Source organism: Fluviicola sp. (genome assembly GCF_029266855.1).
Taxonomy (GTDB): Bacteria; Bacteroidota; Bacteroidia; order Flavobacteriales_D; family Crocinitomicaceae; genus Fluviicola.
Window position 1 is genome coordinate 542,270 of the sequence record NZ_JAQSWB010000002.1, and the last position, 18,162, is coordinate 560,431.

17 protein-coding genes are annotated in these 18,162 nt (G+C 40.1%); 9 read left to right on the forward strand and 8 right to left on the reverse strand.

Annotated elements, in window-relative coordinates; all coding sequences use genetic code 11:
- Positions 1–7: 7 nt before the first annotated feature.
- Positions 8–1,357 (reverse strand): TolC family protein, encoded by a 1,350-nt coding sequence (locus K0S23_RS07770; RefSeq protein ID WP_300355863.1) that lies wholly within the window; start codon positions 1,355–1,357, stop codon positions 8–10.
- Position 1,358: 1 nt separating this feature from the next.
- Complete coding sequence (locus tag K0S23_RS07775; RefSeq protein ID WP_300355864.1) at positions 1,359–1,898, reverse strand: MarR family transcriptional regulator; 540 nt, start codon at positions 1,896–1,898, stop codon at positions 1,359–1,361.
- A 326-nt stretch (positions 1,899–2,224) separates the two neighbouring features.
- Here K0S23_RS07775 and K0S23_RS07780 point away from each other — a divergent pair, with 326 nt between their 5' ends.
- The 8 genes from K0S23_RS07780 to K0S23_RS07815 all read left to right on the forward strand — a co-directional run bounded on the left by K0S23_RS07780 (position 2,225) and on the right by K0S23_RS07815 (position 7,204).
- Positions 2,225–2,458: a hypothetical protein gene (locus K0S23_RS07780; RefSeq protein ID WP_300355865.1), complete on the forward strand. Its 234-nt coding sequence runs from the start codon at positions 2,225–2,227 to the stop codon at positions 2,456–2,458.
- A gap of 289 nt (positions 2,459–2,747) precedes the next feature.
- On the forward strand, positions 2,748–3,188 hold the full coding sequence (locus K0S23_RS07785) for a peptidase M23 (RefSeq protein ID WP_300355866.1): 441 nt from the start codon (positions 2,748–2,750) through the stop codon (positions 3,186–3,188).
- A 563-nt stretch (positions 3,189–3,751) separates the two neighbouring features.
- Positions 3,752–4,393, forward strand: coding sequence for a porin family protein (locus K0S23_RS07790; protein ID WP_300355867.1), 642 nt, complete (start codon positions 3,752–3,754; stop codon positions 4,391–4,393).
- Positions 4,394–4,483: 90 nt separating this feature from the next.
- Positions 4,484–4,831 (forward strand): YtxH domain-containing protein, encoded by a 348-nt coding sequence (locus K0S23_RS07795; protein ID WP_300355869.1) that lies wholly within the window; start codon positions 4,484–4,486, stop codon positions 4,829–4,831.
- A 187-nt stretch (positions 4,832–5,018) separates the two neighbouring features.
- A complete protein-coding gene (locus K0S23_RS07800; RefSeq protein WP_300355871.1) occupies positions 5,019–5,588 on the forward strand; it encodes an AraC family transcriptional regulator in 570 nt (189 codons plus the stop codon).
- A gap of 41 nt (positions 5,589–5,629) precedes the next feature.
- Positions 5,630–5,989, forward strand: coding sequence for a cupin domain-containing protein (locus tag K0S23_RS07805; RefSeq protein ID WP_300355873.1), 360 nt, complete (start codon positions 5,630–5,632; stop codon positions 5,987–5,989).
- Positions 5,990–6,055: 66 nt separating this feature from the next.
- Positions 6,056–6,616: an AraC family transcriptional regulator gene (locus tag K0S23_RS07810; protein ID WP_300355875.1), complete on the forward strand. Its 561-nt coding sequence runs from the start codon at positions 6,056–6,058 to the stop codon at positions 6,614–6,616.
- 78 nt (positions 6,617–6,694) lie between these two features.
- Positions 6,695–7,204, forward strand: a complete 510-nt coding sequence (locus K0S23_RS07815; RefSeq protein ID WP_300355877.1) for a hypothetical protein — start codon at positions 6,695–6,697, stop codon at positions 7,202–7,204.
- A gap of 12 nt (positions 7,205–7,216) precedes the next feature.
- Here K0S23_RS07815 and K0S23_RS07820 read toward each other — a convergent pair whose 3' ends face one another.
- The 4 genes from K0S23_RS07820 to K0S23_RS07835 all read right to left on the reverse strand — a co-directional run bounded on the left by K0S23_RS07820 (position 7,217) and on the right by K0S23_RS07835 (position 14,958).
- On the reverse strand, positions 7,217–10,051 hold the full coding sequence (locus tag K0S23_RS07820; protein ID WP_300355879.1) for a T9SS type A sorting domain-containing protein: 2,835 nt from the start codon (positions 10,049–10,051) through the stop codon (positions 7,217–7,219).
- Positions 10,052–10,107: 56 nt separating this feature from the next.
- Positions 10,108–10,965 (reverse strand): hypothetical protein, encoded by an 858-nt coding sequence (locus tag K0S23_RS07825; RefSeq protein WP_300355881.1) that lies wholly within the window; start codon positions 10,963–10,965, stop codon positions 10,108–10,110.
- Between the two features lie 281 nt (positions 10,966–11,246).
- Positions 11,247–14,117: a T9SS type A sorting domain-containing protein gene (locus tag K0S23_RS07830; RefSeq protein ID WP_300355883.1), complete on the reverse strand. Its 2,871-nt coding sequence runs from the start codon at positions 14,115–14,117 to the stop codon at positions 11,247–11,249.
- A gap of 82 nt (positions 14,118–14,199) precedes the next feature.
- On the reverse strand, positions 14,200–14,958 hold the full coding sequence (locus K0S23_RS07835) for a hypothetical protein (RefSeq protein ID WP_300355885.1): 759 nt from the start codon (positions 14,956–14,958) through the stop codon (positions 14,200–14,202).
- Positions 14,959–15,250: 292 nt separating this feature from the next.
- On the opposite strand from K0S23_RS07835, the gene K0S23_RS07840 reads away from it, so the two are divergent.
- The gene (locus K0S23_RS07840; protein WP_300355887.1) at positions 15,251–16,102 is read left to right on the forward strand and encodes a DUF2911 domain-containing protein; all 852 of its coding nucleotides are present in this window, start codon (positions 15,251–15,253) and stop codon (positions 16,100–16,102) included.
- 147 nt (positions 16,103–16,249) lie between these two features.
- Here the strand turns inward: K0S23_RS07840 and K0S23_RS07845 are convergent, their stop codons facing one another.
- Together K0S23_RS07845 and K0S23_RS07850 are read right to left on the reverse strand one after the other, a co-directional pair.
- Positions 16,250–17,986: a sodium:solute symporter gene (locus tag K0S23_RS07845; protein ID WP_300355889.1), complete on the reverse strand. Its 1,737-nt coding sequence runs from the start codon at positions 17,984–17,986 to the stop codon at positions 16,250–16,252.
- A complete protein-coding gene (locus K0S23_RS07850; RefSeq protein ID WP_300355891.1) occupies positions 17,983–18,153 on the reverse strand; it encodes a hypothetical protein in 171 nt (56 codons plus the stop codon). Before K0S23_RS07850 ends, K0S23_RS07845 begins: the two co-directional genes overlap by 4 nt.
- Positions 18,154–18,162 lie beyond the last annotated feature (9 nt).

The following is an 18,162-nucleotide window of genomic DNA, read 5'->3' on the forward strand; positions in this document are numbered from 1 at the left end:
ATCTTAATTACTTAATATTTCCAATATTTCCAGTTGATCTAATCAGGTCGAGTTCACCCAATTTTACTTGTACCAATGCCTGCAGGTAGTTTGTCTGTGCATCTCTCAGTGATGTTTCTGCATTCACGATGTCAGTTATCGTAGCAATGCCTCCGATAAATTGAGCCATGGTCACGGTATATACTTTTTGGGCCAGTTCAATATTGCTTTGCTGACTGGTCAATGCAGCCTGGTTTGCCTTCAGGGTATTGTTTGCATTTTCACGCTGCATTTTTAGATTCTCAGTTATATATTGCTCCTCTAATACAGATTGCTCCATCTGGATCCTTGTTTGTTTCACGCGCGAATTTTTAGCAAAGCCATCGAAAATTGGAATCGCTAAATTCAAACCGATATATGAAGTAGGGAACCATTGTGCATCCTTCTCGAAAATGCGCAGGTTGTTCTGCATATTTTGCACCGATGATTGAAAGCTCAACGAAAGGGATGGCAAATAGCCCGCTCTTATCTGCTGCAGGGTCACCGAATATATTTCACGTTGCGCCTGTACCAGTTCCAAATCTGTATTATCAAGTGAGTTGGTGTCAATAATTGTTGCCGACTGTTGATTCAGATCAATCGCAGTCACCCCAATCGATGTGTCAAGCGGCATTCCCATGTAATACTTTAGCAGCAATAACTGTTGTTCGTAATTATTGGTACTTGTAATCAATTGAGTTTGAAGGTTTGTTTTATTAACCGTCAGTTTATCCAGGTCCAATTGCTTTGCAGCGTCATTCTCGAACTGGATTTGAGTGATCTTAAACAAAGAATCTATCTGACCCAGGTTTGATTCCACCAGTTTCATTTGTGTAAATGAGATCTGGGCTGAATAGTAAGCACTTGCAATGTCATAAATCAATTGTTCTTCCGTCTTTTTTGCATTGATCTCCGAAATTTTGGTGCTTTGTTTCGTCAATTTCATCGCATAAATCAACGATTGATTGTATATGACCTGTTTTGCATCGATTCCGGCACTTGTGTTGTATTTAGTACCAAATTGCACAGGTACCTGGGTTCCCGGTTGCCCGATAAGTTCTCCCGGAAGGATGGAGGTTTGCAGTTTGAGATTGTCCTGGAAAGATATCGAACCGTTAACCTGTGGCAAATATTCCGAACGTGTTTCAGTTCTTTTTTCGTTGGCACGTTCGATCTCTAATTTAGACTTCAGTACGCCGGCATTCTTTGTTATGCCATACTGGACGCATTGCTGCAGTGACATCTCTCCGGATTGCGCCCTGACAAAGCTCATGCTCCCGGCCAGTAGGGCAAGCAGCATCAGTAAGTGCGGGCGATAATTTTGTGTTCTCTCCTTCATACTAATTGTTTTTGTTATTTTGTGTGTTACGATTGCACCATTCCTGGTAAAGCCTTGGGAATTCGATGCTTAGGTATTCTATGAATTCAATGAATTCAGCCATTTGCCGGTTGAACTCCGGGGTTTTTGAAGTACGCTGATCCAGTGCTTCTTTCATAATTTTGATGACTCCAAAAAATTTCTGGAAGCTGTCCGTAAAACTTTCCTGCCATTCCACGATATTGCTGGCGAAATAACGCTTGCGATCCCCGGGACGTGTTTTGTAAATTACCCGTTGAGTGAGGAGCAAAGTGTTCAGAGCCGAACTGGTTGTACTTTTGCTGATCCCAAGCAACTCACGGATCTGGTCAAAAGTTAATTCCGGTTCGTCGCAAACAATCAGTAAAGACATAATACGACCTTCCATTGGGGGAATCCCATGCTGCTCATAAAAGACTCCCATCCTTTCGATGAGTTCTCTTTGCTCCTGGGTCAATTGAACGTTTGTCATATTTCTTTCTTTAAGATCCTGGTTCTTCTTCAGGATTTTTGGTTCCTGCAAAGTTAATTGGTTTTTTTAGTTCTGAAAATACCGAACCAAAAAAACTTAAGATTTAACATTTGTTTGCGGTTCAAAAGTAACAGTGGGATTTCTTAATGGAAACAGATAATCGGCGAGTGGTAGAAGAGATAAGGTGAGCAGCTGGATTTTTGTCCTAAACGAGAATAATTAGTCGGGTAAAGATGAAGTCAAGAAATTTCGAAAAACACCGTGTTACGGGGAGGTGAGATTTGTGTAACAATCGGATTTTATTCTGTAAGGTTTCGTAGATAGTTAAGGGTCACCTTTGGCAACAACAAAGAGTATTCATTCTTAAAATAAAAGTCATGTCAGCAGAAAAAAACACAAATTCTCAAACGGATAACAAAACAGAGTCATTTAAAATTTCAGGTGATTGGACAAAACAATCTGTTCAATTAAAAGAGAAATTCAGTCAATTAACAGATTCGGATTTGAAATTTGAACCAGGTAAGGAAAATGAATTACTTCAACGCGTTGAAACAAAATTGAATAAAAAGCGTGATGAGGTGATTAACATCATTAACAAATGTCAGGTATAAATATTGGTTTAGTTAGAGCGCAAACAGATTACTATCAATTCGACTAATAGTTATCTGAGTTCTTTCTAGGGAAACGCAATCGAGTGAAGAGGATTGCGTTTTTTTTATTATAGTTTTTTCTGAAGTCCAAACTAAAGGTCTTCGTGAAAAGATTCAAAAAGTTGAAGGTTTTACTTATTGAAATTGTGAGATATATGTAATAATCGAAATTACTTGTGTAACGCTCCCTGTTCATCAACAGACCACCTTTACATGAGTGAAAACACATTCACATTTTAATCTTATAACCATGAAAAAACACAAATTGTCTTATCTGATTTTACCTCTTTTGATCCTCATTCTTGCGGGTTGTTCTGCAACCAAAGCAGACGATGTGGATAAAGCAGCTGAAGAGGTAGAAGATGCAAAATTGAATCTGGATGAGGCAAACAGGCAATACGCTAAAGAAGTGGCTAGTTACCGGACGTCAATGGAAACGGACTTGAGAAATAATAAGTTGAGGATCGCAGAATTAAAAGAAGAAAGAACGGATGCAAAAGCTGACGCACTCGCTGACAGAAATGCGAAAATTGAAGCAATCCAGAAACGCAACGACGAATTGGATTCCCGCATGAGACAGTATAGAAGTGATAACCGGGAGAATTGGAAAGAGTTTAAAAGCGAATTCAATCACGATATGGATGAATTAGGAAAAGCTTTCAAAGATCTTGGACAAAACAATGTAAAATAATACAAATAAACAATTTGACAGGATGAAGGTTCTTTATTGCTCAAATCAATAAGTAGAGTAGTTATTCTGAGAATTGGTTAGTGGAAGGAGTCCGCATCGTCGGACTCTTTTTTAATAACTGAAAACATGGAAAATCACATCAAAAAATTGCCATTGTACGCCTTTTATGCGTTTTTTCTTCGGGTACAGTCTTTGCTAAGCAATAAAGACAGAAATCACCGGATCCATCAGCTAGAAACAATGAAAATGAAGGATCGAATATCCAAAATCGGAACCAGACACCCCGAACTTTCAAAGTATTTGAATGATATGCCAGAGTTTTCTCACAATTTAAATGATCCGAAAATCAGGCTTAGAGATCTTAGAGGATATAAGAACCATTTACTGGAACTTCTTGAAAAATATGAACTTGAATCTCATAAGGATTCCTGGTTCATATAATTACTAAAAAATGATAAAAACCAGTGATTGATGTAATCTTTCGCTTTTAGTATGTAATGATATTGAGTGGAAATGACTGCACCTTTGTTCAGTGGAAATACTTTCACATTTAATCATTTAAAATGAAAAAAACAGGTTTAATATTATTGACCTTAATCGGATTTGGAGTTACAGTTATTGCACAGGAATCAGAGAAATATGACCGCCGTGATAAATTCACTGTGGGAGCAAGAGTCGGCGCGAATTTATCAAACGTTTGGGATTCCGAAGGAGAAGAGTTCGAAGCAGACGCTAAGTTGGGATTTGCGGGCGGTGTTTTCGCAAGTATTCCAATCGGGAGATATATGGGAGTTCAGCCGGAGATTATTTTTTCTCAGAAAGGATTCCAAGCTTCAGGAATACTACTTGGAACAACATATTCATATGAGAAAACTACAAATTGGATCGATATTCCTTTGCAGTTTCAAATCAAGCCAATTGCGTTCTTAACTATTTTGGCCGGCCCCCAGTTCTCTTTCCGGGTAAGTGAAAGAAACGTCTATAGATATGGAAGCAATAGTGCGGCACAGGAAGAAGAATTCGAAAATGACAATATCCGCAAGAATATCTTAGGGATTTCAACCGGATTTGATATTAACATTTATCATGTGGTTGTTTCGGGGAGAGCTTGTTGGGACCTTCAAAATAATAAAGGTGACGGAACTTCAAGCACACCGCGTTACAGAAATCAGTTTGTACAATTGACGGTTGGCTTTAAGATCTAATATTCACAGTAGAAAAAATGATGAGTTATGGATCAGGGTTTAAAATTGGCAGGGCGTATTTTTAAGTTTATCATCAAAAAATCAATAAATATGAAAACAGGAGAAGACAAAATGAAGAATGACGGAAAATCCGGAAATACTTCAAGAATCGTAGGTTCTTTGGTTGCAGGCGCAGCAGTAGGTTTGGCAGCTGGAATTTTACTGGCACCCGAAAAGGGTAAAAAAACACGGGCTAAATTAATGGACGATGCGAAAGACCTGACAAATAAACTAAAGGATAAAGCAAACGATTTCAAAGACAAAGCAAGTAATTTCAAAGATCAGGCAAGTGATCATATTGAAGAAAAAGCAAATGAGATAAAGGATAAAGCAAACGATTTAAAGGATAAAGCAAGTGATGGAATTGATGCTGTTACTGCTAATCTTAAATCATCCTGACCGAGGTGAACTAAATATAAATTAACGGACATGGGTCATTTGGTAAGTTTTGCCGGATGACCCTTGTTTTTGAATTGAAATTCACCGGAAAATAGTAATTTATTCCAAATCAATGCGGAACACTGTTAAAAGATTAGGTCCGGTGATTAATTATCGTATCTTCACAAACATTCAAAAACAACCGGTTTTGAAAATTTATATAAAATACATGGTCAGCATCCGCTGCAAAAACTTGGTTGGAATTGAACTGAAAAAACTGGGAGTTGTTATGCCTAAAATAAATCAGGGCATGGTGGAGTTCCAGGAAAAGCTGTCCAAAGCACAAAAAGACCAGTTTAAGAAACGCATTCTAAACCTAGGATTTGAGGTTTTGGATGACATCAATAGTGATTTGTTGGATCGCATTTCAGGATTAACTACTGAGCTGCTTTCCAAGAACCAGGAAATTCCCCGGCAGGACTACCCTGCATACTTGATTAAAAAATTAGAATTCGATTATTTAGAAATTACGAATTTATTTTCCGAAGTACATGGGATCAATTTACCTCAATATATCGCAATCCAGCAGGTCGAACGTATGAAAGAAATGCTTCTGTATGAAGACCTGAAGGTAAAGGAAATAGCGGTACTGCTTCATTACAAAAACGGAGCGCAGTTAACACGAGTATTCAAAACGATTACAGGTTTGACCCCATTCTATTTCAAAAAGATGAAGGAAAAACGCCACGAGATTCGGATGGGAAATGAATCCGAGTAAAAAACAATATAACACATACTTATACTAAAGATTAAATCCCTATGAAGAGCCAAGCAGATTACAATGATTCGGAAATAGAAAAAGCTAAATCTCACATTGTCGTCGAAATTATCCAATACGTGCCCAACGCTATTCTGAGTAAAACAATTATAAAAAAGACTACGGGAAATATTACCGTTTCGTCATTGGACGCCGGAGAAGAATTAGAAGAAAAACACTCCCCCTTCGATACGTATGTACAAATAATCGATGGAACTGCAGAACTCGTTATAGATAAGAAATTATTTACATTGAAATTAGGACAGGGTATTATTATTCCGGCGCACGCCAGACATAAATTAAATGCCCATGAGCAATTCAAGATGATTAGTACGACGATCAAAAGCGGTTACGAAGACTAGCAAGCAGGGATCTGAAGAGTTCCCATTAAATATTTTATTGACTGTTATAAAAAAAACCTTCAAGATTTGAAATTATATATCAAATATATGGTTAGCCAGCGTTGCAAAATGGTCGTAAAAGAAGAATTGCTTAAGCTTGGTTTGCACACTGTTGTGGTTGATTTGGGAGTGGTGCAGATCACTGAAGAGATTTCCGATGAAGATCGGGAGAACCTGAAGGTGAACTTGCTTGGCTATGGCCTGGAACTCCTGGAAGACAAAAAAAGCATTTTGATCGAGCAAATTAAAGGAGTGATTGTCGAAATGATCCATTATTCGGACGAAATGCCCAAAGTCAATTACTCGGACTACATCAGTGAAAAGCTTAACTATGATTATACTTACCTTTCCAATGTGTTTTCCGAAGTGAAAGGGATTACGATCCAGCAATTTATCATCATAAACAAGATAGAACGTGTCAAGGAGCTTTTATTATATGATGAACTGAATTTGACTGAAATATCCTATATGCTCAATTACAGCAGTGTAGCCCATTTGTCAAACCAATTCAAGAAAGTGACCGGGCTGTCCCCTTCGTTCTATAAACAAATGAAACAGAAAAGAAATAATAACCTGGAGAATCTCTGATACTTGTTGGATTTTGAATTTCACTGTGTTATTTAGTTACGTATATTCGTGTCGAATGCTTGGATTTAGGCGAATAAGATGAAAACTGCAAGATATACAGCAACTTTAATAGGATTGATAACGACGGTAATATGCGGACTAGTCTCATTTACAGTTTTATTACCGTTTTTAACTCTATTACCAACAGCGGTACCATTGGAATTTATCTCAGGATTGATTTTTGGAGAAAGTAATTACCCAAATAAATTTAAATTAATTCTATCATTGGAATTAACTCTCCTTTTAGTTTTATGTGCTTGGTATTTCAAAAAGCTGATTAAACAGAGGCAGGAGAAAAAGAAGCTTGAAACTAAATCATTGATTATATTTTTCATTATCCTTCAGTTTGTAGTGCACCCGATCGGATTCTATATTTGGTTGCTCAATACTCCAGAAATGGACCCCTCGGATTCAATGATAGGATTTTATATTAGTGAAACTTTCCCATACAGCGGATGCTTTTTTATTTTCTTGGGTATTGTAATCGATTTGATAAGAAACCGGGAAATAAAAGAAACCGGCTCCGCTAATGCAGGCCGGCTTTCTTAAGTTTAGCTTTAGTTATTCGTAAATAACTTTAACCGATTTGAAATCCTTGTCGCTCTTAAATTCGATCAGGTAAATACCTTTCTGGTATCCTGTCAGATCGATTTCTTTCTCGCGGACTTTTGCTTTGGGTAAAGACAGTACCTTTTGTCCCATAAGCGAATAAACATCAATGGTATATTCCTCATCTACGTTAATTGAAACCTTGAATTTTCCGTTATTCGGATTGGGGTAAACGGTAATCTCCGAAGCATTTTCCAGTCCCCACGGCTTAATTTCCTCAGTAGATTCTTCTTGTTTTCCATTTTGCATCTTCAAACCCGGGCTATTTCCGGGATAACTGCAAGGGTGAATAAACGCCTCGAAGTAATTGGAAGAGTTGGTTGTGGATGCAAAACCAGGATTAAGATCAATGTATGTTCCTGCACGATACGTAATCTTGGAAGTGGGACCAACTTTGGATGTGGAAATAATTTGATTGATCACCTCGTAAAATGCATTGGTGTTTTGAGCAGCTGTAAATTCAAACGCCGTATTTCCCGGACAAAACAGATCGTGCTCCCAGATTCCGCGCCCGATGGTGGAAACACGCAATTTATTTATTTTGTAGTTGATTTCTAACCCCGAGACAGGAATGTTTGGCAGGTTGACACCCAACTTTGTCCAATAACAGTTTGCAGGATTTGTTAAACTAATGGTAGACTTGTCTGCATAGTAGATTCCTGCATCGGTTGCTACGTAAACTCCGCCATTACTTCCTTTTTCAAACACAACCTGCAAAACACGAATGTTTGGTAATCCCCCTGAACCGGGAATCCCCGCAATATTATTAAATACAGGAGAATTTGGATTCGTGTAATCGGCTCTGATCACTTCAAGAGGTGGCCACACTCCTCCGCGAGTCAAACACACAATGTTCGGATTGTTATTATCTATAGCTTGGAGACTGGAGTTGTTATAATCATCCAACTCCTTCCAACTGTTCTTAACGTTCGTGGCAGAAGGGTCAAGCATGTTCGTACTCCGGTATAGTTTGCCATCATAGGTCATATTGTTCCCCTGAGATACATAGCAATAACTTGCATTGCTTGGTGCTGGTAGAATTCCCCAGATGAAATACTGGTTCGAAATAACGGGTGATGGAAACGTTTTGAAATCTGAAATTTGCTCGATCAAACTCGAAGAATATCCCCTGTTGTCAGAGCGATACAAATCCTCATATAATAAACCTGATACATTTGTTGCAGCTTTACAGTAAAGGATATTCGGATAGGCCTTATTCTGAGCGTAAGTTACACCAAAGTCGTTGCTGGGAGGAAATGCAGTATACGTATACGAACCTGCTAGGCCTCCCGTTGAAGAAACAGCGGGTACACTTTGTTGATGTGCTGCCCACACGTAATTGGAGTTGGAATAATCGATTAATGGTTTCATACCATCACCGCCAAAAACTGTTTCCCAGGCCGGGATCCAACTTCCGGAATAAACTCCACTACTTAAAACCGATCCGTCATGATCTAGTCCCATGATAATTTTTTCCGGATTCAAAGCGTCATTAGAAGATCCGGTGACTTTTGCAACACCTAAACCATTGCTTCGGGTAGACAAAGTCGCCACCTGATCAGATGAATAATTGACACCTCCATGAGTTGTTACATATACTTCATTGCTACAAGTGCCACAAGTGGAACGCGGGGTGATGAAGTATTCCACATCTACATGGTAGGGAGTAGGACTGCCGGTTGAAACCCAGGTCCAACTTACACCACCGTTAGTAGATTTGTAAAAATAAATCCCTTGGGCTGCATACATAACGCTGGCATTGAAATTTGAAACCGCAAATGCATATCCTTCACCGACATGATTAGCAAACGATGATAACAAGGTAGGAACCCCAAAGCTTGTAAGATCATATTGATATAAAGCAGCAGATGAGTTGCGCTGGATGACATATAAACTATTCGGTGCATTATCTGAAACAGCCAAACTTACAAGAGTAACCGCTGTGTAAGCGGGTTGATTCGGAACACTCGTCCAGGAACTCCCGAGGTTAGTCGTATAAGCAATATTCCAGGTTGATCCATTTTTATAACTAACATACAAATGAGAGCCTCCGTCTGTGCGGAATTCCATATCGTAAATGGATCCGTTCAATACTTTTGACCAGGTTACCATACTCATACTGTTGATGTTGGTACTTACATAAAGACCAATGGATGTCGCAAGATAACCTACATTCGGTGCATTCGGATCGATCAGGATTTTTTGCAGGACTGCAGGTTCGCCGTTGGCTGGATTAACAGGATCCAAATCCACGTAATCTGCAATAATGTGCCAGGTAGCTCCCGCGTCGATTGTCCTGTAAAGCCCGCAATTTTTACCAATTGCATTATCAGAGTCGTACAAAGATCCTCCGGGAGCAGAACAAGCATACCAGGTAGTTTCATTATCCGGGGCAAATTCGGCCCATTTACAACCCGACCGCGGCCATAAGTCTGATCCTGCATTCGACCAGTTTTGTCCTTTGTTGGAAGAGTAAAATAAACCACTGACTGAAGACCAGCACATGAGTTTGTTGCTATTCGATTTGTGGATAACGATTCCACGAATAACACCAACACCCAAATCTCCACCACCAATGGAAGTTAACCCTGAATTTGGTTTGTTGTAGGGCCCCAATTCCATCCAGGAATCCATATTCCCCAATGATTTCGATGTGGGAGTTCCTTTTTTTGAGGCAACTGCTAAACTGTTATTGTACTCACGGGTTGTCCCGTTCGGAGCAATACGTGGTTCCCAATATTTGAGCCATTTCCGGTATTGGGTGTATTCACTTCCTTCCGCATTCATGGCTTCATCGCCTATTTGTTGACGTAGTATTTCAAAATACGCGTCCTTCTGTTCTTTCAGTTCGCTAAATGGAATGTCACATTCAGGAATTCCCTGTTGTGCATACAGTCTTTCTTGTTTTGTTCAATGATGTACAATGACATTTCCTCCACTTTTTCCAGTAGTTTTGCGGTCATTTGACCTACGTCCATGCCTTCTTTTACAACTTCTTCAGCAGAAGGGATATTCGGCAGGTGTTTGTTTTCTGTAACATACTTTTCTAATTCCGGTAAGGACATCAGCTTATACTCAGGAGCAAATACATAATCAGCCCATTGTGCGGAACAATTAATTGCGACACGTACTTTTTCTGTCAAAATCCCTGTTTGTACAAACAACTTGTAGTTTCCATTCGGAATGCAAACAGTAGAAGGATCACCGATCAGCATATTTCCGTTTACGGTAAGTTGTGCTGTCGGGTTGTCAGTATTGATACCCACCCTTCCATTATTTGAGAGGAACAGAAAGTAGTTTCCGAAACCTCCGGATGCCATGGATGGCTTCCAAAAGTTTAAACCTTCTCTACCAGGAATAGATGTAGTGTATTCGATTCCCCATTCTCCATGCGGCGCAACGGAAGGAGTACCTCCAAGAAGCATCATTGGTCCTCCTGCTGAATTTGTTCCCGTTATACGGAGAATCCCATCATGTACATGGAGCTTGTCCGCTGGGGTTGTGGTACCTATTCCCAGGAAACCTGTTGTTTTCAAACGCATGTACTCGCTTCCTGCTGCCTTAAAAAGGACATCAAAAGCGCTCGTTGAACCTAAAAATTCATTGGTTGTTGTAATTGCATTTGTTGCAACGGTGGCTTGTGCGAACGCTTCCTGCGAACACACAATGAATGATAGAACAAAAAAAAGATTTTTTTTCATTGTGAATAATGATTAGAATTAGTCTCTACTCTGATGCGGATTTTCGAGGTGCTCCGTTGTTGATTAAATGTAAATTATCTTCAATTTGTTCGGCTAAATTTTTAGAATAAGCCTTTATTGAAAATCCTACACATATAGGAACGTGTTTCCCTGATAAATAGTTGGTGGAATTATTGTTTTTTTATTGATGCAATATAATTACTCAAATCTTTAGGCGATTATCTTCACAAAAAAAGCCTTATCTATCGAGGTAGATAAGGCTCTCATAAGCTTGAGTTTAATTATTCGTAAATAACTTTAACCGATTTGAAATCCTTGTCGCTTTTAAATTCGATGAGGTAAATACCTTTCTGGTATCCTGTCAGATCAATTTCTTTCTCGCGGACTTTTGCTTTGGGTAAAGACAGTACCTTTTGTCCCATAAGCGAATAAATATCAACGGTATATTCTTCATCTACGTTAATTGAAACCTTGAATTTTCCGTTATTCGGATTCGGGTAAACAGTAATCTCCGAAGCATTTTCCAGTCCCCACGGTTTACTTTCCTCAGTATATTCCTCTTGATCTCCGGTTTGCATCTTCAAGCCAGGGCTATTTCCGGGATAACTGCAAGGGTGAATAAACGCCTCGAAGTAATTGGAAGAGTTGGTTGTCGAAATAAAACCCGGATTGAGGTCTATGTAAGTTCCGCCGCGGTATGTGATTTTAGAAGTGGAACCTACAACTGAAGTTGATGTTATCTGGTTCAGAACCTCATAAAATGCATTGGTGTTTTGAGCAGCTGTAAAGTTGAACGACGTATTTGCCGGACAAAACAGATCGTGCTCCCAAACTCCACGCCCAATGGTAGAAACCCTCAGTTTATTGACCTGGTAATTGATTTCCATTCCTGCAATAGGAATGTTTGGCAGATTGACTCCCAATTTTGTCCAAAAGCAACTGGATGGTGTTGTCAAACTGATTGTAGAGTTATTGGCATAATAGATTCCTGCATCCGTTGCTGCGTAGATTCCACCGTTACTTCCTTTCTCCAAAACAATATGCAGAACACGGATGTTAGGTAACCCTCCTGAACCCGGGATTCCTGCAATATTATTGAAGACCGGGGAAGTAGGATTGGTATAATCTGCCCGGACTACTTCCAGGTTAGCCCAGACGTCACCTCCGCGTACCAGGTAAACAATGTTCGGATTGTTATTGTCGACCGCTTTGAGACCGGAATTACTATAGTCATTTAATTCAATCCAACCGTTTTTAACATTCGAGGCAGAAGGATCCAGTATATTTGTACTCCGGTATATTTTACCGTCCCAAGTTACATTGTTCCCTAAAGAAACATAACAATAGTTGGGATTACTTGGAGCAGGATTGATCCCCCAAATAAAATACTGGTTCGAAATGACCGGGCCAGGACTTGTTTTGAAATCTGAAATTTGCTCGATCAGACTTAAGGGATATCCACGGTTATCGGAACGGAACAAATCTTCATACAATAACGATGAACTGATATTTGTTGCTGCCTTGCAATAGAGGATATTCGGATAAGTTTTGTTTTGAGCATAAGTCACACCAAAGTCATTACTGTTGGGAAATGCGGTATAAGTATATGAACCTGCTACCCCTCCGGTTGAAGAAACAGCGGGTTTACTCACCTGATGTGCCGCCCACACGTAATTGGAATTGGAATAATCAATCAAAGGCTTCATTCCGTCACCTCCAAAGACTGTCTCCCAACTGGGAATCCAGCTACCTGAATAAACTCCACTACTCAGAACAGATCCGTCATGGTCTAAGCCCATGATGATTTTTTCCGGGTTCAAAGCTGCATTGGATGCTCCGGTGACTTTGGCAACACCTAAGCCATTACTTCTCGTAGATAAGGATGCAACCTGGTCGGATGAAAAGTTCACACCTCCATGGGTTGTTACATAAACTTCGTTACTGCAGGCTGCACATGTTGCACGCGGTGTGATAAAGTATTCTACATCATCGTGATAGCGGGTAGGGGCGCTGGAAGAAACGACTGTCCAGGTTACACCGCCATTAATCGATTTATAGAAACGTGTACTTCTTGCAAGATACATGATGTTGGCATTGAAGTTTGATACGGCGAATCCATATCCGGCCCCTACATGATTGTTGAACGATGACAATAGGGTAGGCACTGCAAAAGTAGAAAGATCATAGCTGTATAGAGTGGCGGCCGTACTACTAGTTAAGTAAGGGTCTCCGGGAATACGCTGAATTACATAGAGTGTATTCGGGGCATTGTCTGAAACTGCTAAACTTACGTGGTTAACCGAGGTGTAAGCAGGTTGATTCGGAACACTTGTCCAGGAACTTCCCAGGTTGGTTGTGTATGCGATATCCCAAACTGAACCGTTTAAATAACTTACATACAGGTTAGATCCTCCGTTTGTGCGGAACTCCATATCATAAATTGAACCGTTGAGCACTTTAGCCCATGTAATTGTACCTGGTGCAAGGTTGTTGATATTCGTACTGACGTAAAGTCCGATGGAAGTTGCAAGATAACCAACATTCGGTGCATTCGGATCGATCAGGATTTTCTGCAAAACTGCTGTTTCTCCATTAGCAGGATTAACAGGGTCCAGATCCAAATAATCCGCAATGTTGTACCAGTTTACCCCGGAGTTGGTGGTTCTGTAAAGTGCGCAATTTTTACCGATTGCATTATCCGAATCGTAATAAGATCCTCCGGGAGCCGAACAGGCATACCAGGTGGTTTCATTATCCGGTGCAAAATCGGCCCATTTACAACCCGACCGTGGCCATAGATCTGATCCTGTATTTGACCAGTTTTGAGCTTTGTTCGAGGAGAAAAACAATCCGCTCGCAGCAGACCAGCACAGGAGTTTGTTGCTGTTTGTTTTATGGACAGTTATTCCACGGATAACCCCGATACCCAAATCTCCGCCACCAATGGAATTTAATCCATAATTCGGTTTATTATAAGGTCCCAGTTCCATCCATGCATCCATATTCCCCATGGCTTTGGAAATCGGTACACCTTTCTTTTGCGCAGCCAGCCTGTTATTGTAATCCCGGGTTGTTCCGTTGGGAGCAATACGCGGTTCCCAATATAGGAGCCATTTCTGATACTCGGAGTATTCACTTCCTTCTTCGTTCATGGCTGCATTACCTATTTGTTGACGTAGTATTTCAAAATACGCGTCCTTCTGTTCTTTCAGTTCGCTAAATGGAATGTCACATTCAGGAATTCCCTGTTGTGCATACAGTCACGTCCATTCCTTCTTTTACAACTTCTTCAGCTGAAGGGATGTTAGGTAGATGTTTGTTTTCGGTAACATACTTTTCTAATTCAGGCAAAGGCATGAGTTTGTAATCGGAAGCAAATACATAATCTGCCCATTGTGCGGAACAATTAACTGCAACTCGTACTTTTTCCGTCAGGATTCCTGTTTGTACGAACAATTTGTAGTTAGCATTTGGAATACAAACAACCGAAGGGTCTCCAATCAGCATGTTTCCGTTTACAGTAAGCTGTGCTGTCGGATTGTCAGTATTAATCCCGACTTTTCCGGTGTTTGCCAGGAACATAAAATAGTTTCCGGAACCTCCGGATGCAAGGAATGGTTTCCAAAAGTTTAGTCCCTCTCTTCCCGGAACTGCTGTGGTATATTCGATACCCCATTCTCCATGTGGCGCTGTTCCGCCCGGCGTACCTCCAAGGATCATTTGTGGTCCTCCTGCAGGATTTGGCCCGGTAAGACGTAGAATTCCGTTGTGTAAATGCAATTTTGCATCCGGGGTTAGAGTACCGATTCCTAAGAACCCATTTGTTTTTAGCATCATGTACGGAAGTCCGTTTGCTTTGAAGGCAACATCAACATTCGTGCTTGATCCGAGGTAATGACTCGAGGTGATTGCATTGCTTGCAATAGTTGCTTGTGCAGACGCTTCCTGCGAACACACAATTAATGATAGAACAAAAAAAAGATTTTTTTTCATCGTGAATAATGATTAGAAGTTGTCTCTACTCTTTTATACGGATTTTCGAGTTGCTCCGTGGGTAACTAATGTAAACTTTTTTTATTTTAATTAGCAAAGTTTAACAATAAATTCATGCCAAAAATTTTGCGCTACTAAAAATGTAGTTGTTTGATTGTCCGGTGTTTACAGCCGTTCATTTGTTTGAATAAAACATTTCTCGCAATATGTTAATTCATACTCTCAACAAAAAATTAGCACTACTTTTAGGTGCAAATTCCCGGGAATGATCGGGCTTAAAATTTACATTAGTATGAAAATAAAAATTACAAACAAAGCAATCTTATTCCTTGCGTTAGGAATGGCTTCTTTCAGTTCAGTTGCTCAAAAGGTCAACATGCCGGCACCAAGCCCTTTACAAACAGTTACACAAAAATTCGGTCTTGGAGAAGTAACAGTTGAATACTCCCGTCCCGCAGTAAAAGGCCGTACAATTTTCGGAGAAGTAGTTCCTTACGGAAAGATCTGGAGAACTGGGGCAAATGCTACTACAAAAATCACGTTTACAGACGATGTGAAATTGGAAGGGAATGCAGTGAAAGCAGGAACTTATGGTTTATACACAATCCCGAACAAGGACACTTGGGAAATCATGTTGTATAAAGATCTTACCCTGAACGGAAACGTAGCGGAATACAAAACGGAAAATGAAGTTTTGCGCTTTAAAGTGAAGACAATGAAGATCCCGATGAAAATGGAATCTTTGATGATTAATTTCGGCGATGTTGCTCCAACAGCTGCAACTCTGACTTTGCTTTGGGAAAACACGGTTGTGCCGATCAAAATGACAACTGATATTGATGCAAGAGTTATGCAAAGTATCGATGAATCTATGAAGTCGGATAAACCGGATTATTTCAGATCCGCAACATATTATTTCGATAATAACAAGGATTTGAAACAAGCGCTGACTTGGGTCACGAAAGCAACGGAAGAAAACCCGACAGCATTTTACATGTTTAACCTGAAAGCTCGTATCGAATACAAACTGGGCGACAAAGCTGCCGGAAAAGCAAGTGCGGAAAAATCCATTGCCTTGGCTAAAGATGCTAAGAACGATGATTACATTGCTTTAGGTGAAAAATTATTGGCTGATAACAAGTAATATTTATCATTTAAAATGAAAGCCTTTCTACTTCGGTGGAAAGGCTTTTTTTGTTTTCTATTGCTGTAGCTTCTGCGTAAGCGTTGTGCGCTATTGTGGTTATATATTTTACCGCATAGGGACATAGATCACATAGTTTTTAGTTACTCACGAGGTCATTGAGCTGAGTGGAGTCGAAGTACCTTTTTTCTTCACAAACAATTGAATAATCCCCGCAATGATCAATACAAGCAAACATCCGATCACATTTAGCCAAAGGAATGAAATGACATCAGCCACATAAATCCCGATAACGATTATTTCGGTGATGATTGCTCCCCAGAAAACAGCCTTTCCTCCAATCCGTTTTAAATAGAATGCTACCAGGAAAATTCCCAGGATGGTTCCGTAAAATAAAGATCCCAATACGTTTACAGCTTCAATTAAACTTCCCAGTTTACTGGCAAACATGGCGGTTGCAATGGCAAAGATTCCCCAGCCGAATGTAAACCAGCGGGATGCCTTATAATAGTGCAATTCACTTTTGTCTTTCACCCACATGCGCTTATAAAGATCAATCACCGTTGTGGAGGCTAATGAATTCAATGCTGCGGCAATACTTCCCCAAGCGGCCAGGAAGATCATGGCGATTAACAGACCGATCAGCCCTTTCGGAAGGTTTTCTACGACAAAATATAAAAAAATGTAATTCGTATCGTTTGTATCTGCCGTGCTGTCGGCTTTCTTCATAACAGCCAGTGCATCTTCGCGAACGGCTTTTGTTTGAGTTTCTATTTGTAGTAAATCAGCCTGCAGGGTTTTGATCTTTGGTTGGTCTTCCGAATGGAGGGCATTTGCCAGGCGGGTCGTTTGTGTCTGACGAATAGCATTTAACGAGTCGTTCTGGATCTGAAGTGTCCGGAATTCTTCCCTGTATTCTGAAGTTAAGACTTTATCAACTTCTTTCTGGTTAAAGAAAATAGGGGATTGAAAGAACATGTAAAACACGAAAACCAAACTTCCTACCAATAGAATGAGGAATTGCATCGGTACTTTTACCAGTCCGTTCATTAGTAAGCCTGTCCGACTCTCTTTGGTGTTTTTTGCTGTGAGATAACGTCCTACTTGTGACTGATCTGTTCCGAAATAGGAGAGTGCAAGGAAGAATCCGCCGATTAGTCCGCTCCAAATGTTGTACTTGTCTTTCCACCATTCGGAATCCGTTACGTCGATCTTTGTTTCAATGACATTTAATTTCCCCATTTTACCGGCTACATGCAATGCATCAGTGAAACTGACATTTTTCGGGAGCATGTGAACAACCATGTATCCTGCAAGGAACATTCCGATAAATACCACGATCAATTGCTGCATTTGGGTGTATGTGACGGCTTTTGTTCCTCCTGTTACAGTATAAATGATCAAAAATCCACCCATTACCAAATTCGTATAATAAATATTCCAGCCAAGCAGGGAAGCAAGGATGATTGAAGGGGCATAAATACTGATTCCGGTGGAAAGTGCACGCTGAACCAGGAATAAAATGGAGGCAAGTGAGCGGGTTTTCAGATCAAACCGCTGTTCCAGGTACTCATAGGCTGTAAAAACCTTTAATTTGTGGTAGATTGGAATGAAAGTCACGCATAAAACAACCATTGCCAAAGGCAGACCGAAGTAGTATTGTACAAAACGCATTCCGTCGGTATAAGCCTGCCCTGGTGCTGAAAGGAAGGTAATGGCACTTGCTTGCGTTCCCATGATGGAAAGCAGGATGAGGATCCAGCTCATGGAATTGCTGCTCTTGAAATAACCGTCCAGGGTTTTTTCACTTTTGCTTTTATATAAGCCATAACCAATTACAGCAAGAAGTGTAATTACAAGGACAATCCAGTCAACTGCACTCATGAGAAATGTTGTGTAAAAAAGTAAAAGAATAAGATAAGAACTACTAATGCCCCAATCACTCCGGCATAAGCCCAATTCCAGTTTTTATGATCGTTTTCTTCCATACATGCATTCTGTTTCTCTTCTTCTTTTGGATTCACTTTGATGACTGCACTAACGCTTGTCATTTTATCACT

What these genes read in the sequence shown, in the direction of transcription:
- K0S23_RS07770 (WP_300355863.1), bottom strand. Translation starts at nt 1,357, where the DNA reads ATGAAGGAGAGAACACAAAATTATCGCCCGCACTTACTGATGCTGCTT.
- K0S23_RS07785 (WP_300355866.1), top strand. Translation starts at nt 2,748, where the DNA reads ATGAAAAAACACAAATTGTCTTATCTGATTTTACCTCTTTTGATCCTC.
- K0S23_RS07845 (WP_300355889.1), bottom strand. Translation starts at nt 17,986, where the DNA reads ATGAGTGCAGTTGACTGGATTGTCCTTGTAATTACACTTCTTGCTGTA.
- K0S23_RS07840 (WP_300355887.1), top strand. Translation starts at nt 15,251, where the DNA reads ATGAAAATAAAAATTACAAACAAAGCAATCTTATTCCTTGCGTTAGGA.
- K0S23_RS07820 (WP_300355879.1), bottom strand. Translation starts at nt 10,051, where the DNA reads ATGAATGCGGAAGGAAGTGAATACACCCAATACCGGAAATGGCTCAAA.
- K0S23_RS07805 (WP_300355873.1), top strand. Translation starts at nt 5,630, where the DNA reads ATGAAGAGCCAAGCAGATTACAATGATTCGGAAATAGAAAAAGCTAAA.
- K0S23_RS07815 (WP_300355877.1), top strand. Translation starts at nt 6,695, where the DNA reads ATGAAAACTGCAAGATATACAGCAACTTTAATAGGATTGATAACGACG.
- K0S23_RS07780 (WP_300355865.1), top strand. Translation starts at nt 2,225, where the DNA reads ATGTCAGCAGAAAAAAACACAAATTCTCAAACGGATAACAAAACAGAG.
- K0S23_RS07790 (WP_300355867.1), top strand. Translation starts at nt 3,752, where the DNA reads ATGAAAAAAACAGGTTTAATATTATTGACCTTAATCGGATTTGGAGTT.
- K0S23_RS07825 (WP_300355881.1), bottom strand. Translation starts at nt 10,965, where the DNA reads ATGAAAAAAAATCTTTTTTTTGTTCTATCATTCATTGTGTGTTCGCAG.
- K0S23_RS07850 (WP_300355891.1), bottom strand. Translation starts at nt 18,153, where the DNA reads ATGACAAGCGTTAGTGCAGTCATCAAAGTGAATCCAAAAGAAGAAGAG.
- K0S23_RS07835 (WP_300355885.1), bottom strand. Translation starts at nt 14,958, where the DNA reads ATGAAAAAAAATCTTTTTTTTGTTCTATCATTAATTGTGTGTTCGCAG.
- K0S23_RS07795 (WP_300355869.1), top strand. Translation starts at nt 4,484, where the DNA reads ATGAAAACAGGAGAAGACAAAATGAAGAATGACGGAAAATCCGGAAAT.
- K0S23_RS07830 (WP_300355883.1), bottom strand. Translation starts at nt 14,117, where the DNA reads ATGAACGAAGAAGGAAGTGAATACTCCGAGTATCAGAAATGGCTCCTA.